Genomic DNA, 15,133 nt, shown 5'->3' with positions numbered 1-15,133 from the left:
AACAAGATGATAAAGGAAGGAAAGGAACATGAGAAAATCATGAGAAAATGATTAGTTTTCGTACGTAATGCCTTCAATATCTCCTGTATAGGCATTCACTAACACCTCTGCCTCTCTTCCATCCGGCAAATCAAGCTCTACCTCAAACACGAGCATTCCGCTAAAAGTTTCAAGATCTGCATCATCCACTGTACCGCCCACTTCTTTTACGGCAATCTGAATGGCTTCTTCTACCGTTATTTTTGTCAGCTTCTTTTCTTTAGAGGTTGGCTTTTTCTTTTCTGCTTCAATCACCTTGAACGTGTCTTTCTCAACATCCACTTGATACAGTTCTTTTTTTGATTGAATCGTAAAGATAAAGCGATCCGATTTTTCTTTCTTTTGAATCACGGTACCCTTCACTTTTTTCACTGCCACTTCTTCTGCTTGGAGTTCGGCATTTTTCTCATTTGGTTTTTGATAGCTCTTTAACTGTTTCATCTCTTTCATTTGACCGCTTGAGGAAGATGCAATGATTTGATAGATGCCATTTGAATTTTCAAGCGTCAATGTATAATCCTGTTTATGATTGATCAGATCAATATTTGTGATGTTTCCATTGTAGTCTTTTGCGATGATTTTTTTAATGTCTGCTTCGCTTAATATTTTTTGGTCAATGGTTTGAATCATGAGCATTGCAAAAGCCACAAGAATGAAAAGACATCCTGCGAGCGTAAGCAGCATTTTCATTTTTTTAGACATGCAGCGCCTCCTTCCTATTTCCTATTTTATAAGGAGGAAATGAGAAATTGATGAGAAAAGACCTACTTATTTCTGAAAAAGAATGGTCATCACGGTTCCTTCACCGATACGGCTGTCTACCTTTAGCTCAGCCCCATGCTCTTCAGCAATTTGCTTCGCAATTGACAGGCCAAGTCCAGTCCCGCCCGTCTCACTGTTTCTCGCTTCATCCACACGGAAAAAGCGGTCAAAGATTTTCGGCAGATCCTCTTCTTTTATGCCAATTCCTTTGTCAACAACCGAAATAAGCGGTTTCTCTCCTGCTCGTCCGCAGTTCACATCAACTGGCTCTGCACTATATTTAACCGCATTATCAATCAAGATGGTCAAAAGCTGTTTGATCTTCTCTTCGTCTCCTTCAGCAATCACAGGCTGATCTGTTTGTACATGAGTAAGGATGGTTCGATTGGTTGCCACTTCAAGTGTATGACCAACTTGGCTGCACAAATGACCAAGATCAACCGGCTTCATGTCCAAGTAAAGCGGCTGCCCATTTTTCGCCAGTGTGAGTAGTTGATCTGTCAGCCTTTTCATTTTTTTTGCCTCATCATGAATGGCTTGAGAGGATTCTTCTACGACCTCTGGCCGGCTTTGCCCCCAGCGTTTTAGTAAATTGCTGTAGCTCATGATGACGGTAATGGGTGTTTTCAATTCATGAGAAGCATCGTGTAAAAATTGCTGCTCTTTCTCATAATGTTTCTCGAGAATTTCGGCCATTTCATTAAAGGTTTGACCCATTTGATACAGTTCATCCTTTGAATCGCCTGTTAATTCAATTCGTTTAAATGCCTTTTCTCTCATACTTGCTTTCATCGTATTGGTCATTCGACTAATTGGGCGGACAATTTGTTTTGTTAAAATGTGGCCTGCAAAATAAGAAAGCACAATAAACAAAACGCCAGTAGTGATTAAAATCATTTTTAATAACGCCAAGTTCTCTTCTGTATTTTCAATTTCTTCATATACTTGCAGCGACACAATGTCCCCATTTGTCCAAATGACAGGGATAGCCGCGAACGCAATCATATGCTTATTGTATTCTTGAATTTCTGCTGTCTGACCAGATTCGTATGTAAAAGGAAGTGAGCTAAACGTAGATTCCTTCGTGATGGTCAGCTTTGATTCACCTTTCTCTGTGACGACACGGATCATACCATTTTGAGGCAGATACGCTTTCAGAAGCTCTGAAGATGGAAGGCCCTCTTCTTCTGACTTCTTTAGTGCAATAGCAATATTTTCAGCTACTTCCGACAGTCTGGACATATCTTTTTGCGTCAAGGTCATCGAAAAAATAAAATAAATCGCTGTATGAAACAGCAGCACCATTAAAAACAAGGACAACGATGTATAAAGCTGGATCTTATTTTTTAATCTCATGCTTTATCCTTTCATCACATAACCCACACCTCTCACTGTGTGAATCAATTGTTTTTCAAACGGGTAATCGATTTTTTTTCTTAAATAGCGAATATAGACATCAACCACATTCGTGTCACCAAAATAATCAAAACCCCAAACAGCTGTTAAAAGCTGATCTCTTGTGAGCACTTGCTGCTGATGTTTCAATAAATGAACAAGCAAGTCATATTCTCTCGGTGTCAGCTCAAGCGTCTGATCGCCTCTTTGAATTTCTCTTGTTTTCTCATTCACCGTTAAATCTGCAATACTTAGCTCAATTTCCTTTTCCTCTTGCGCATTGTGATTGAACCTCAGCTGTGCACGAATTCGCGCTAATAATTCTTCTATATCAAAGGGTTTTGTAATATAATCGTTTGCCCCAAGATCAAGACCGCTGACCTTATCGGGAACACTTCCTCTTGCGGTAATCAAAATGATCGGTGTTGCCGTATTTGTCTTTCGAACCCTTCTAAGCACTTCAAGTCCGCTTAATTCTGGAAGCATGACATCTAGAAGCACTAAATCAAAACTCTCCTCCTCGAGTGCCTGGAGTCCTTTCATCCCTGTATCTTGGACTGTGACCTCATATCCTTCATATTCAAGTTCTAATGACAGCACTCTTGCAATTTTCTTTTCATCTTCTACCACGAGTATCTTCCCTTTGTTCATCTCTATCTCTCCTATCTGAAAGGCAAGCTTGTCTTTCCATTATTATATGTTGCCTTCCTCCATTGGAACAGTCACAATCTTCATATCTTATTTTTCATGAAAGAGGAATTGTTATGTAATATGGTTGATTTTTATTTTCAGCTGATCCTTGCACAGTACACAAATCAACAAAAAAAAGCCTCTTTTCTGAGGCTGGTCCCTTACTTCTTTTTAGGTTGACTGACAAAAAGCTCATCTACAGTCGTATTCAAAACAGAGGCAATGTCAAAGGCTAATTGTAAAGTAGGGTCGTACTTATCGTTTTCAATGGCATTGATGGTTTGTCTCGAGACCTTACACCGTTTAGCAAGTTCTTCTTGGGATAATTTAATGGATTTCCTTAGTTCTCTTATATGATTTTGCAATTTAATCACCATATTTTTTTCTGTATATGAGTAATGTAACTAAATATATGACCGAAATCACAGTTAGGAACATGATGGGAGAAATCCCAAACCCCTTATCAGAATTGTTCCCTTTGGTCGTTAAAAATATAGACTCTGCGACTTCTAATAAAAGCATACCAATGACCACCATAAATGCATACGATTGAGCTTTTGAGTAGATAAATCTCTTTCTTTCATCACCCTTTTGAATCATGGGCGCGATAAAAATGAACAGTCCGACCACTAATAAGATGACTGAATACACAACTTTTACAACATCCAACGGTTAGTCCCCTCCCAATCAAAATGTCAAATACTTTTTACATTTCAATCATATCATCCGCTTAAAAAATGTCAAATACTTTTTACATTTTATATTCCTTCGATCATTATAATGAAAAAACAATCATCTGCACATGGCATGTACCTTTTTCTTTTCTGTCATCCTCTATCTCTTTATATGATTGTTTTTTCGATCTGCCTTTTTTAGTTCTTTTCACCCATTTTCATCTGTACAGGTGCAAGCTCACTATGCAACATTTCATTCTTTTTCATATGATACTAAGAGTTTTCCTCAAAAGGTGACTTCTTTCGGCAAGATATGAGGAGAACTGCATAATAAATAATTATTTGATTATTTTAAAAATTATTACAATTGACCCTTTCCGATCAAACATTTGTTTTATACAATAACATTACGCAACCTGAATCTACTTTGAAAACAAAATAAGGAGGGCTTTCTTATGAAAGGTGAAATTCGCTTAATTCCGTATGAAGTAAAAGCCAATGTGATGGAAGCGAAAGAGACGCCGGAAAGTATTCAGGAGATTAAAGCACCCGAACTTTGGTCAAGTGGCTTCAAAGGAAAAGGCATAACCATTGCTGTCCTTGATACAGGTTGCGACACGGAGCATCCCGATTTAAAAGATCAGATTATCGGAGGAAAAAACTTTACCGATGATGACAATGGCGATGCTGAGAATGTAAAAGACTACAACGGGCATGGTACCCATGTCTCAGGAACGATTGCAGCAACGGATCAAAATGGCGGCATTTTAGGTGTTGCGCCTGAAGCCAAGCTGTTGATCGTGAAAGTTCTTGGAGGGAAAAATGGCAGCGGGAAATACGAATGGATTATCAATGGCATTAACTATGCGGTTGAACAGAAGGTTGATATTATTTCCATGTCTCTCGGTGGGCCAAGCAATGAACCAGAACTACAAAAGGCCATCCAACATGCGGTAAGCAGCGGTGTGCTTGTTGTCTGCGCAGCAGGAAATGAAGGTGACGGAGACGAGCGTACTGAAGAGTTCTCCTACCCAGCTGCATACAACGAGGTCATTGCCGTCGGCTCTGTCTCTCTTGCAAGAGAATCCTCTGAATTCTCCAATGCGAATAAAGAAATCGACCTCGTCGCTCCAGGTGAAGACATTTTGTCCACTCTCCCTAACCATAAATACGGAAGACTAACAGGCACTTCCATGGCTGCCCCTCATGTGAGCGGTGCACTCGCCATTATTAAAAATGCCGAAGAAGAAGCGTTCCAGCGTAAGCTGACAGAACCTGAGGTATATGCTCAGCTCGTACGGAGAACCCTTCCGCTAAAACAATCGAAAACCCTTGTAGGAAACGGGTTTTTATATTTAACTGCACCAGATGTACTTCTTGAGAAAACATTAGAAGCAGAACTTTTGTCTCTATAGGTACATGTTAGGTCCTGAGAAAAGATAGAATTTTCTCAGGATTTTTTTAATTAAAATTATTCAAAATTTACTTTGACGAAATGAAGTGAACGTTATATAATCGAACACAATAAATTCATAGTTTGAGAGTCGGTAATTCGATCACACGTCGAATTTTAATTGGGAAGACCGGTGAAAATCCGGCGCGGTCCCGCCACTGTAAGTGAGGAGAGCTTTTCGTTAATCATCCACTGTCGTGAAGATGGGAAGGATGAAAAGCTTGCAGATTCACTAGCCAGGATACCAGCCGCTCTATCACATCAAACCCCCTACGGTTGATAGGAGATGTCGGAAAAGCGTTCGTCATTGATACTTACGCCTTCTTTCGCACACACATTTTGTCTTTTTAAACCAGACATTTGCCCTCATCAATCTTGACCATGAGTGTGAGTGTCTTTTTATATTTAGAGGAGGAATTGGAATTGACAATTGTTAAAACAAGTAATCTAGGTTTTCCGCGAATTGGTTTAAACAGAGAATGGAAAAAAGCACTTGAGTCTTATTGGAAAGGTCAAACTGACCGAGAAACCCTCTTAAGCACACTCGATGAACAATTTTTAGCCGCTATTAAAACTCAAATTGATCAACAAATTGACGTTGTTCCTTCTGGGGACTTCACCTTCTACGATCACGTGCTGGATACTGCCGTTATGTTCAATTGGATTCCAGAGCGCTTCCGCAGCTTGAAAGACCCGCTAGATACATACTTTGCGATGGCAAGAGGAACAAAAGATGCTGTCTCAAGTGAAATGACAAAATGGTTTAATACAAACTATCACTACATCGTTCCAGAATACGAAAAAAGCACAGAATTCAAACTCACACATAACAAACCGCTTGAAGCATACGAAAAGGTGAAAAGAGCGTTTGGTGTTGAAACAAAACCTGTCGTTCTTGGTCTTTATACATTTGTTTCTCTTTCTAAAGGCTATGAAGCCAATGAAGTGAAAGAGATTCAGCAACGCCTAGTGCCGCTTTATACTCAGTTGTTAAAAGAGCTTGAAGAAGCCGGTGTAAAATGGGTTCAAATTGATGAGCCTGCTTTAGTCACAGCTTCAAGTGAAGACGTGAAAGCAGTAAAAGCCATCTATCAAACGATTAAAGAAGCTGTACCTGCCTTAAACGTTCTCCTTCAAACATACTTTGACTCAGTAGATGCCTATGAAGAGCTTGTGACGTATCCTGTTGAAGCCATCGGTCTTGATTTTGTCCATGATCAAGGACGAAACCTTGAACAATTGAAAAAACACGGCTTCCCAAAAGATAAAATTTTAGCAGCCGGTATCATTGACGGCAGAAATATTTGGAGATCAGATCTAGGAGAAAGATTATCGTTTATTTCTGAAGTGATTGCTGATGTTCAGCCGAAAGAAGTATGGCTGCAGCCTTCAAGCAGCCTGCTACATGTCCCAGTTGCAAAACATCCGAGCGAACAGCTTGAAGAAAAACTATTAAACGGACTTTCTTATGCCACTGAAAAGCTGGCTGAATTAACGCTATTAAAAGAAGGCTTATCAAAAGGAGCGGCTGCCATTGATGCAGACATCCATGCAGCAAATGAAGCACTTCTGACGTTAAAAGAATTCGCGAAAGGAACGAATGCGGACCTGACAGCAGAGCGCAACAGCCTTTCATCAAAAGATTTTAAACGTCCAGTTGCTTTTGAAGAACGACTACGCATTCAAAATGAATCTCTTGAACTGCCGCTTCTTCCAACCACAACAATCGGAAGCTTCCCTCAGTCAGCTGAGGTGCGCAGTGCTCGTCAAAAATGGCGCAAAAATGAGTGGACAGATGCAGAGTATGATGAATTTATTAAAAAAGAAACAAAAAGATGGATTGATATTCAAGAAGAGATTGGCCTAGATGTACTCGTTCATGGAGAATTTGAACGTACAGACATGGTTGAATACTTCGGTGAAAAACTCGCTGGATTTGCCTTTACAAAATTCGCTTGGGTTCAATCTTATGGATCACGCTGCGTGAAGCCGCCGATCATTTATGGAGATGTAGAATTTACAGAGCCAATGACAGTGAAAGAAACGGTTTACGCTCAAAGCTTAACAGAGAAAAAAGTCAAAGGAATGCTGACAGGGCCTGTCACGATCTTAAACTGGTCTTTCCCAAGAACAGATATCTCTCGTAAAGACATTGCCTTCCAAATCGCTTTTGCTTTACGTAAAGAGGTAGAAGCGTTAGAAGCAGCGGGTATTCAAGTGATTCAAGTGGATGAACCTGCGCTAAGAGAAGGTCTTCCTTTAAAAGAGAGTGATTGGGCAGCATACTTAAACTGGGCAGCAGAGTCATTCCGTCTATCGACATCGTCTGTTCAAAATGAAACGCAAATTCATACACATATGTGCTACAGCAACTTCGAGGATATTGTTGATACGATTGAAGACCTTGATGCAGACGTGATTACGATTGAGCATTCACGTAGTCATGGCGGGTTCCTCGATTATTTAGAAAAACACCCGTATTTGAAAGGTCTTGGACTTGGGGTATATGACATCCACAGCCCGCGCGTTCCATCTGTTGAAGAAATGAGTAAAATCATTGATGATGCACTGAACGTATGTCCGACAGATCGCTTCTGGGTCAACCCTGACTGTGGACTGAAAACAAGACAAGAACCTGAAACCATTGCTGCTTTGAAAAACATGGTGACAGCTGCTGAAGTCGCTCGTAAAAAGCTAGCGCAGCACGCATAATGGACTCACTCTTCCCCTGCTGAACATTTGGCAGGGGTTTTTATGCGCAAATTGTCCTGTTCGATCTCCTCCTACAATGATTCCTTTTCTATCATGATTCGTTTATACTAGAGAAGTCAGTCGAACAAAGGGAGGAAGACAATGAATCACGAAGCTTTTTTACAACGCGCAATTGATCTTGCAGTAGAAGGAGTAAATAGTGGCACAGGCGGCCCTTTTGGAGCGGTCATTGTCAAAGACGGTCAGATTATTGCAGAGGGAAGCAACAATGTCACAACGAGTAATGATCCAACTGCACATGCAGAAGTGACAGCTATTCGAAAGGCGTGCCAAACACTACATACATACCAATTAGAAGACTGTATTTTGTATACAAGCTGTGAGCCTTGTCCAATGTGTCTTGGTGCTATCTATTGGGCTAGACCAAAGGCCGTATATTTTGCCGCTGGACACAAGGATGCAGCGACTTCTGGTTTTGATGACTCCTTTATTTATGAAGAAATCAATAAAGAATACGAATCAAGAAACATTCCATTTTACCAGCTGACCCTTCAAAAAACCCTTGCTCCATTTGAAGCATGGGACACATACGACAAAAAGAAAGAATACTAAAAAAAGACACCTGCTCCACAGCAGGTGTCAGTAGATGCTTGAGAAAGGGCTAAATTTCAGCCCTTTTTTCTTTTCATTAGTCCGCCACTTCAAGCTCTACTTCGATGTTTCCTCTTGTTGCTTTTGAATATGGACAGAATTCATGTGCAGCCTCAACAAGCTCTTTCGCTTTCTCATGATCAAGCCCTTTAGCGGAAACAATCAGCTTCACGCCAAGTTTAAAACCGCCATCACTTTCATCTTTTAATAGACTGACATGTCCTTCTACTTCTGATTCAATTTCGACACCTTGCTTCTTGGCGACTTGTTCAAGCGCCCCACCGAAGCAGGCCGCATAACCCGCTGCAAATAATTGTTCAGGATTCGTACCAGTTTCTCCATCTTTCTTTGCGTTTGGCATCACAATGTTGTGGTCAAGCACACCATCATCAGAACGAACATGTCCTGCTCTTCCGTGCTGTGCTTTTACTTTTGCAGTAAATAATGGTTTCATCTTGATCTCCTCCTTCTTCTACTTATACCTTTCACGTTCTATTCGTTGCTCAAACATTTATGGCACATTGAAGAATTTTTCATTTTTAGTCTGTATTTATTTTAAAAAGGAAGAAAATCTTATACAATGATAAGTATGACAAAAAATAGTTGGTGACAGATATGACAAATGAATTTGAACATATGAAGCTGGAAAATCAGCTTTGTTTCTTGTTATATGCAAGTTCAAGAGAAATGACGAAGCAATATAAACCATTATTAGAAGAGTTAAATATCACATACCCGCAATATTTGGCACTGCTTTTGTTATGGGAGCATGGGACATTAAATGTGAAAACAATGGGAGAGCTTTTATATTTAGACTCCGGTACACTCACACCTATGCTAAAACGAATGGAACAAAATGGACTCATCATCCGTGAACGTTCGAAAGAGGATGAGCGTTCGGTCCAAATTCGTTTAACAGAATACGGAGAAGCTTTACAAGAGAAGGCCACTTCGATTCCATTTCAAATGCTGTCTGGAACAGGCAGATCAGAAGAAGAGCTGAAAACACTTCGCGCTTCTTTACATGAGCTTCTGCAAAAATTAACACAATCAAAAGGCTGAGGGAATATTCCCTCAGCCTTTTTTTGATGTCTATTATTGAGCGACAGCTACTAATTCTACTTCAATGTTTCCTTGCGTTGCTTTTGAGTATGGGCAAACGCCGTGTGCTTTATGAACAAGTTCATCAAGTGCAGATTGCTCAATTCCAGTTCCTTTTACTTCTAATTTAACACCTAGTTTGAAACCGCCGTCTGAACTGTCTTTGATTAAGCTTACATGTGCCGTTACTTCACTTTCAAAACGGATACGCTCTTGTCTTGCGACCATTTGAAGGGCTGAATCAAAACATGCCGAATAGCCCGCTGCGAATAATTGCTCTGGGTTCGTTGCTTTCTCAAGCTTTTTCGCTCTTGGCGTTCCTGGCATTGCTACATCATGCTCTAGTACACCATCTGTTGACACAACCTTACCTTCTCTTCCTCCTACAGCTGATACCGTTGCAGTAAATAAAACTTCTGACATGAATATAACCCTCTTTCGCTCTATTAATATTTTCTACAATTTAATTGTACACAATATAAATTCAAGAGTCAATGAAAAACACTCACTTTCATCTTTCCTCCATTTTTTATTTTTATGAATGTGCAACCTACGATGATTGAAGCGGTCAATAAAAAAAGCCCTTTAAAAAGGGCTTTTTAGATCGTAATATGCTGCGGATTCGGTTTTTCTAGCGTATGGTTTCTGTTATCGGGGTCGGCATTAGGTGATGTGATCCATAATGCCAAGATCGTGATGCTTGTACAGACGACTGCCCATTTTTTAAAATTCATATAAACAATCCCCTCTCTGAATATAGATACGAGCATGTTCCGCTTCCCCATAGAACATGGAAGATTTTTCATAATCCTCCATTTCATTATAATACTTTGCGGTGTCTAAAGCCAGCTCTTCTATATCTGGATATGCATAGGAAGATTCTAAAAAATGGAAAATACGTTTAATATGCTCTGCATCTTGTCGTAAGTACAATGCTTCTAAAAAAATGGTCTTCTGAATATGAATGTCATCCTGCAGAGCTTCTGCTCGTTTCATACATTCTTCTCTGTAATATAATGCTTCATCGTTTTTACCTTGTTTGTATAAGATCTGAGCGGCTGTATAAAGAGGGTCTATCGATCGACGAAGATGATCAGATTGGTTTTGATCAAATAATGAGATGGATTCTTTCATTAAGTCGAGTGCGCGGTTCAAGTCTCCCATTCTGTAATAGCTGTTGCCCATATTAAACAATGAAGAAGCAATAAAACGCACATTCTGAAAGTCTCTTGATCTTGCAAGTGCTCTTTCGAGATGTGGCAATGCCTTTTCATGCCTTCTCATATCATCATAATTACCGGCTACAATAAATTCACACTGAATGGTACGAAGCGCATATAGTTCGTGCTGAATATAGACATCCAGCGCTAGTTTGGCATGGTGCATCGAAATGTGTGTTTGTTTCATGTGATAATATATTTCTGACATTTTAAAATGAAATTCTGCACGTTCAATATCGTCGGATACAAAAGAAAGCTTGTGCTCTGCCTTTTGATAGGACGATATGGCAGCAATGTACTCTCTCCGGCCGAACTCATACATGCCTCTGAAGAAATGATAGTAATATTCAAGCATGCCTGTGACATGCGTTTGATGCTCATCTATTTCTTTCGAAAGCTCGGAAAAGTTGGCGCGAAGCTTTCCTTCCTTTAATGGCTTTAAATAATCGAGCATGACCTCATGCCTGAATTCCATTAAAGAAAAATAGAGAAGCAAATTCTGATCTTCTTCCATTGAATCAAGAGAGGTGCGAATTTCCTGCTTTAACTGTTCTGCTTGTTCTGAATCAAATCTGCGGATTAATTCATACCACTTGTTGATTTTCACTCCAATATCCGAAGAGGGAATGATTTTCGCCATACGTTGCCTTCTCCAATCTTCTCAAAATATAAAACATTACCATATTTTATCATACTTGACCGAAGAAATACAAAAATGAAAGGAAAAAGAGAGCCTTGTGCGATAAGACTCTCTTTTTGGATGGGTTATTCTCTTATTTGTCCTTGACCACGAATGACAAATTTTTCAGAGGTTAGGGCTGGCAGACCCATTGGTCCTCTAGCATGCAATTTTTGTGTGCTAATGCCGATTTCCGCTCCGTAGCCAAATTCAAAGCCATCTGTAAACCGGGTAGATGCATTATGATATACAGCGGCAGCATCAACGGCTGTTAAGAAAAGTGCCGCATGCTGCTCGTTTTCCGTAATGATCGCTTCAGAATGCTTAGAGCTATACATTTGAATATGCTGTATCGCCTCTTCCATGGTCTTGACGGTTTTAATACTGACAATCGGCGCTAAAAATTCCGTTTCAAAATCAGTGGTCGTCGCTAATGTGGCACTAGGTGCAAGTGCACATACTGCTTCATCGCCCCGTATCTCTACACCATGTGTCTGAAGTGCTTCAAAGAGCGAAGCGCCATGTTCTTTTGCCCATGTTTCATGAATGACAATGCTCTCAATGGCATTACAAACAGATGGTCTTTGTGTTTTCGCATTCAGAACAATTTGTTCAGCCATTTCTTTTAGGGCTGTTTCATCAATGTAAATATGACAATTCCCTGCACCCGTCTCAAGTACTGGAACAGTAGACTCTCTCACAACAAGATCAATTAAATGTTTCCCGCCGCGTGGAATAAGGACATCTAGATAGTCATTTAAAGTGAACAGGGTTTTAGCCGTCTCACGGCCTGTATCTTCAATCAATTGTACACTGTCTACGGGAATATCCGTTGGTTGCAGCGCTTCGTGAATGACTTTCACAATCGCTTTATTACTATGAATGGCCGATGAACTTCCTCGAAGAATCACAGCATTTCCAGTTTTCAAGCAAAGAGTGGCCGCATCGACTGTCACGTTTGGTCTTGCTTCGTAAATCATCCCAACCGTTCCAAGAGGCACACGTACTTTTTCAATGAGAAGCCCGTTTTCTTTTTGAATGGTCTCTAATGTTTCACCAATTGGGTCTTTGAGCTGAATGAGTTGATGCGTAGCGTCTGCAATCGCTTCAATTCTCTCTTCTGTTAATGTAATTCTGTCGATCACAGATGGCGTGAACTCTTTGTCTATAGCCGCCTGAACATCTTTTTGGTTTTCGGCAATTAAATAAGCTGAAGATGCTTTTAATGCTTTTGCAATAGCGTCTAATGCAGCATTCTTTTGTTCAGTTGTTTTTAATAGCAGCTGATCTTTGGCTGCGCTTGCCTTTTTTGCTTTTTCTAGAACTTCATTCATCGTTTTCCCTCCTCAGTTTTGTACGTGCTGAACCCAGTGATCTCGGTGAATGACTTCAGGTTTTTCATAAGAAAGCTCATGACTTCGCATCCCTTTAATGCCAAGAAGCTCATCTGAATCATACAATGTTTGTCCTTTACCGACTAATCCGTTTGGACCAACAACTTCGACGACCTCTCCTTTAGAAAATTCACCAGCTACATCAATGACACCAGCTGGAAGAAGACTCCTTCCATTATGCAAAATCGCCGCCTCTGCCCCCGCATCAATCATGATCTTCCCAGAGACTGGTGAGTGGAATTGAATCCATTGGCGACGGTTATTGACTGATGATAAGTCTTGTTCACCAATATATGTGCCGTCTCCTTGACCAGCGAGAATGTGAAGAAGCTTGTCTTCCCCTGTACCTGTGCCAATGAAGACTTTAACGCCAAGGGAGAGAGCTGTTTGTGCAGCTGAAAGCTTAGATTTCATCCCGCCTGTTCCAACCTTTGAACCCGTACTCTTCGCATATGAGAACAATTCATCTGAAATGTGAGTCAGCACATCAAACCGCTTCGCATCAGGATTCTCACTTGGATTGGCATCATAAATTCCGTTGATATCTGTTAAAATGATCAATTGGTCTGCATGAATTAAGCCACTGACCAGTGCTGACAGCATGTCATTATCACCAAAGGTAAGCTCTTCGATGGACACAGAGTCATTTTCATTAATGATCGGTAAAATTTTTCTTTCGAGCAGTTCCATCATCGTTGCGTAAGCATTTCGATATCTTGTACGATCTGAAAAGTCATTACGTGTTAAAAGCATTTGTGCAGGCGTCATCTGAAACTGTGAAAATAGTTCTGTGTATTTCTGCATTAACAAGCCTTGACCTACGGCAGCAGCAGCCTGCTTCCCTTTTAAGGTCACAGGTCTTGACGGATATCCTAAACTGCCAAATCCCGCCGCAACGGCTCCTGACGAAATGAGAATGATTTCATGTCCTGCCTCTTTTAGCTTTGCGATGGCTTTGACATGATCCTGCATTTTTTGTTCATCAATGGCTCCCTTTTGCTCTGTTAATGAACTGCTACCAATTTTTATGACGATCCTTTGCTTTTTCATCATTGATTCCCTCCGCTATACCTTTCACCACATAAAAAATCCCTTTTTCTCCTTATGTAAAGGACGAAAAAGGGATTTTCCGTGGTACCACCTTCATTGAATAAGCATACGTCTGCTTATTCCACTCAACTCCTGTAACGCCAGGCATGCGCTTAGATTTTTCCTCTAAGGCTCAAAGGGTAGGTTCAGCAGCTGTCTGCGGCAAATGTTTCAGCATGTCATTTGCTCTCTTTTACACAGCAGGTCCTGCTTACTATTCCTTCTCAACGCTCGTTAATTTTTTTATATTATCACCAATTGCTTCAGAAAAGTCAAGCGGTCAATTAAACACAATCGTTTTATTCTCATGAACAATGATTCGATCTTCCAGATGCCATTTGACAGCTCGGGCAAGCACACTGCGCTCAATCGTGCGGCCAATATTTTTTAATGCCTCTGCATCATCTCTATGATCTACCCGCTCAATATCCTGTTCAATGATTGGCCCTTCGTCTAAATCATTTGTCACGTAATGAGAAGTCGCCCCAATCAGTTTAACCCCTCGCTCATATGCACGCTTGTAAGGGTTAGCCCCTATAAAAGCCGGCAGGAAGGAATGATGAATATTAATGATTTTGTTCGGGTGCTGTTCGATAAAGGCTGGCGTCAAAATTTGCATGTATCTAGCAAGCACAACCGCATCAATATCATATTCTTCTAATAATGCAAGCTGTTGTTTTTCTGCATCTTGGCGAATGTCTTTATTTGCTTTCACGAAGTGGAATGGAATGCCGAGTGCTTCGACTGTATCTTTTGCCGTTTCATGATTGCTGATGACAACCGCTATTTCAGCCATTAAATTACCGCTTTGCCATTCCCATAAAAGTTCATGTAAACAATGAAGCTCCTTGGACACAAAGATCGCCAGCTTTTTCAGATCACTTGCACGCGACATGCTCCACGTCATGTGAAATGATTGCGCAATTGGCTCAAAGCTGCTTTTCAGTTGATCTAAGTTGGCCGAGATGTCTTTCCAATCAAATTCAATTCTTAAAAAGAACCGGCCGCTCTCATGATCTGTTGTGTATTGACTAGATTCAATGATGTTTGCTCCATGTTCAAATAAAAAAGTAGAAACAGCTGACACAATACCAGGCTGATCCGGGCAGCTGACTAAAAGCCTTCCTTTTTGCTCATGCTTTTGTCTGTGTAATTCAAGTTTCTCTGTAATCAATGTTCTCATGTCTTATGACCTCATTTACATTTTTCATTCTAATGAAATATTATACTGGACTGGAAAGAGAAAAAGCAATTAAGCGTCGTGTTTTTTATTG

The 15,133-nt window shown here is 40.4% G+C and carries 16 protein-coding genes, 1 riboswitch and 1 other annotated feature; of the genes, 4 read left to right on the top strand and 12 right to left on the bottom strand.

Translation table 11 applies throughout. The annotated features are described in order from the left end of the window. Positions 1–51: 51 nt before the first annotated feature. The 5 genes from MKY11_RS06325 to MKY11_RS06305 form a co-directional block, all read right to left on the bottom strand. Entirely contained in the window at positions 52–741 is a 690-nt protein-coding gene (locus MKY11_RS06325; RefSeq protein WP_019743443.1) for a PepSY domain-containing protein, read from the bottom strand. Between the two features lie 66 nt (positions 742–807). Next, positions 808–2,157, bottom strand: a complete 1,350-nt coding sequence (locus MKY11_RS06320; RefSeq protein WP_178897133.1) for an ATP-binding protein — start codon at positions 2,155–2,157, stop codon at positions 808–810. 3 nt (positions 2,158–2,160) lie between these two features. Continuing rightward, positions 2,161–2,847, bottom strand: a complete 687-nt coding sequence (locus MKY11_RS06315; RefSeq protein WP_019743445.1) for a response regulator transcription factor — start codon at positions 2,845–2,847, stop codon at positions 2,161–2,163. 200 nt (positions 2,848–3,047) lie between these two features. After that, positions 3,048–3,263 carry a helix-turn-helix transcriptional regulator gene (locus MKY11_RS06310; protein WP_169476040.1) on the bottom strand — a complete coding sequence of 72 codons (216 nt, stop codon included), beginning with the start codon at positions 3,261–3,263 and terminating at the stop codon, positions 3,048–3,050. Continuing rightward, positions 3,253–3,555, bottom strand: a complete 303-nt coding sequence (locus MKY11_RS06305) for a hypothetical protein (RefSeq protein ID WP_342501954.1) — start codon at positions 3,553–3,555, stop codon at positions 3,253–3,255. Before MKY11_RS06305 ends, MKY11_RS06310 begins: the two co-directional genes overlap by 11 nt. A 460-nt stretch (positions 3,556–4,015) precedes the next feature. On the opposite strand from MKY11_RS06305, the gene MKY11_RS06300 reads away from it, so the two are divergent. From MKY11_RS06300 to MKY11_RS06290, 3 genes are all read left to right on the top strand, one after another. Then, on the top strand, positions 4,016–4,975 hold the full coding sequence (locus tag MKY11_RS06300) for a S8 family peptidase (protein WP_007498796.1): 960 nt from the start codon (positions 4,016–4,018) through the stop codon (positions 4,973–4,975). 113 nt (positions 4,976–5,088) lie between these two features. After that, positions 5,089–5,281, top strand: a riboswitch (cobalamin riboswitch). A gap of 155 nt (positions 5,282–5,436) precedes the next feature. Beyond that, positions 5,437–7,725: a 5-methyltetrahydropteroyltriglutamate--homocysteine S-methyltransferase gene (gene metE, locus MKY11_RS06295; RefSeq protein ID WP_024719629.1), complete on the top strand. Its 2,289-nt coding sequence runs from the start codon at positions 5,437–5,439 to the stop codon at positions 7,723–7,725. A gap of 141 nt (positions 7,726–7,866) precedes the next feature. Then, positions 7,867–8,337, top strand: a complete 471-nt coding sequence (locus MKY11_RS06290; RefSeq protein WP_008346184.1) for a nucleoside deaminase — start codon at positions 7,867–7,869, stop codon at positions 8,335–8,337. A 76-nt stretch (positions 8,338–8,413) separates the two neighbouring features. Here MKY11_RS06290 and MKY11_RS06285 read toward each other — a convergent pair whose 3' ends face one another. Continuing rightward, entirely contained in the window at positions 8,414–8,830 is a 417-nt protein-coding gene (locus MKY11_RS06285; RefSeq protein WP_047945985.1) for an organic hydroperoxide resistance protein, read from the bottom strand. Positions 8,831–8,991: 161 nt separating this feature from the next. On the opposite strand from MKY11_RS06285, the gene MKY11_RS06280 reads away from it, so the two are divergent. Next, complete coding sequence (locus tag MKY11_RS06280; RefSeq protein WP_008346188.1) at positions 8,992–9,438, top strand: MarR family transcriptional regulator; 447 nt, start codon at positions 8,992–8,994, stop codon at positions 9,436–9,438. A gap of 33 nt (positions 9,439–9,471) precedes the next feature. Here the strand turns inward: MKY11_RS06280 and MKY11_RS06275 are convergent, their stop codons facing one another. The 6 genes from MKY11_RS06275 to purU form a co-directional block, all read right to left on the bottom strand. After that, on the bottom strand, positions 9,472–9,900 hold the full coding sequence (locus MKY11_RS06275) for an organic hydroperoxide resistance protein (RefSeq protein WP_007498801.1): 429 nt from the start codon (positions 9,898–9,900) through the stop codon (positions 9,472–9,474). A 176-nt stretch (positions 9,901–10,076) separates the two neighbouring features. Next, positions 10,077–10,211, bottom strand: coding sequence for a hypothetical protein (locus tag MKY11_RS06270; RefSeq protein WP_008346190.1), 135 nt, complete (start codon positions 10,209–10,211; stop codon positions 10,077–10,079). After that, positions 10,201–11,337, bottom strand: coding sequence for a Rap family tetratricopeptide repeat protein (locus tag MKY11_RS06265; protein WP_024719625.1), 1,137 nt, complete (start codon positions 11,335–11,337; stop codon positions 10,201–10,203). Before MKY11_RS06265 ends, MKY11_RS06270 begins: the two co-directional genes overlap by 11 nt. 125 nt (positions 11,338–11,462) lie before the next feature. After that, complete coding sequence (locus MKY11_RS06260; protein ID WP_268361385.1) at positions 11,463–12,710, bottom strand: glutamate-5-semialdehyde dehydrogenase; 1,248 nt, start codon at positions 12,708–12,710, stop codon at positions 11,463–11,465. A 12-nt stretch (positions 12,711–12,722) separates the two neighbouring features. Next, positions 12,723–13,820, bottom strand: a complete 1,098-nt coding sequence (gene proB / locus MKY11_RS06255) for a glutamate 5-kinase (protein ID WP_058337559.1) — start codon at positions 13,818–13,820, stop codon at positions 12,723–12,725. A 56-nt stretch (positions 13,821–13,876) separates the two neighbouring features. After that, positions 13,877–14,096: a binding site (T-box leader), on the bottom strand. A gap of 43 nt (positions 14,097–14,139) precedes the next feature. Further along, on the bottom strand, positions 14,140–15,042 hold the full coding sequence (gene purU, locus MKY11_RS06250; protein ID WP_007498809.1) for a formyltetrahydrofolate deformylase: 903 nt from the start codon (positions 15,040–15,042) through the stop codon (positions 14,140–14,142). Positions 15,043–15,133: the final 91 nt, after the last annotated feature.

Source organism: Bacillus sp. FSL W7-1085 (genome assembly GCF_038595035.1).
GTDB classification, from domain to species: Bacteria; Bacillota; Bacilli; order Bacillales; family Bacillaceae; genus Bacillus; species Bacillus altitudinis.
This window is presented reverse-complemented; position numbering and strand designations above follow the sequence as displayed.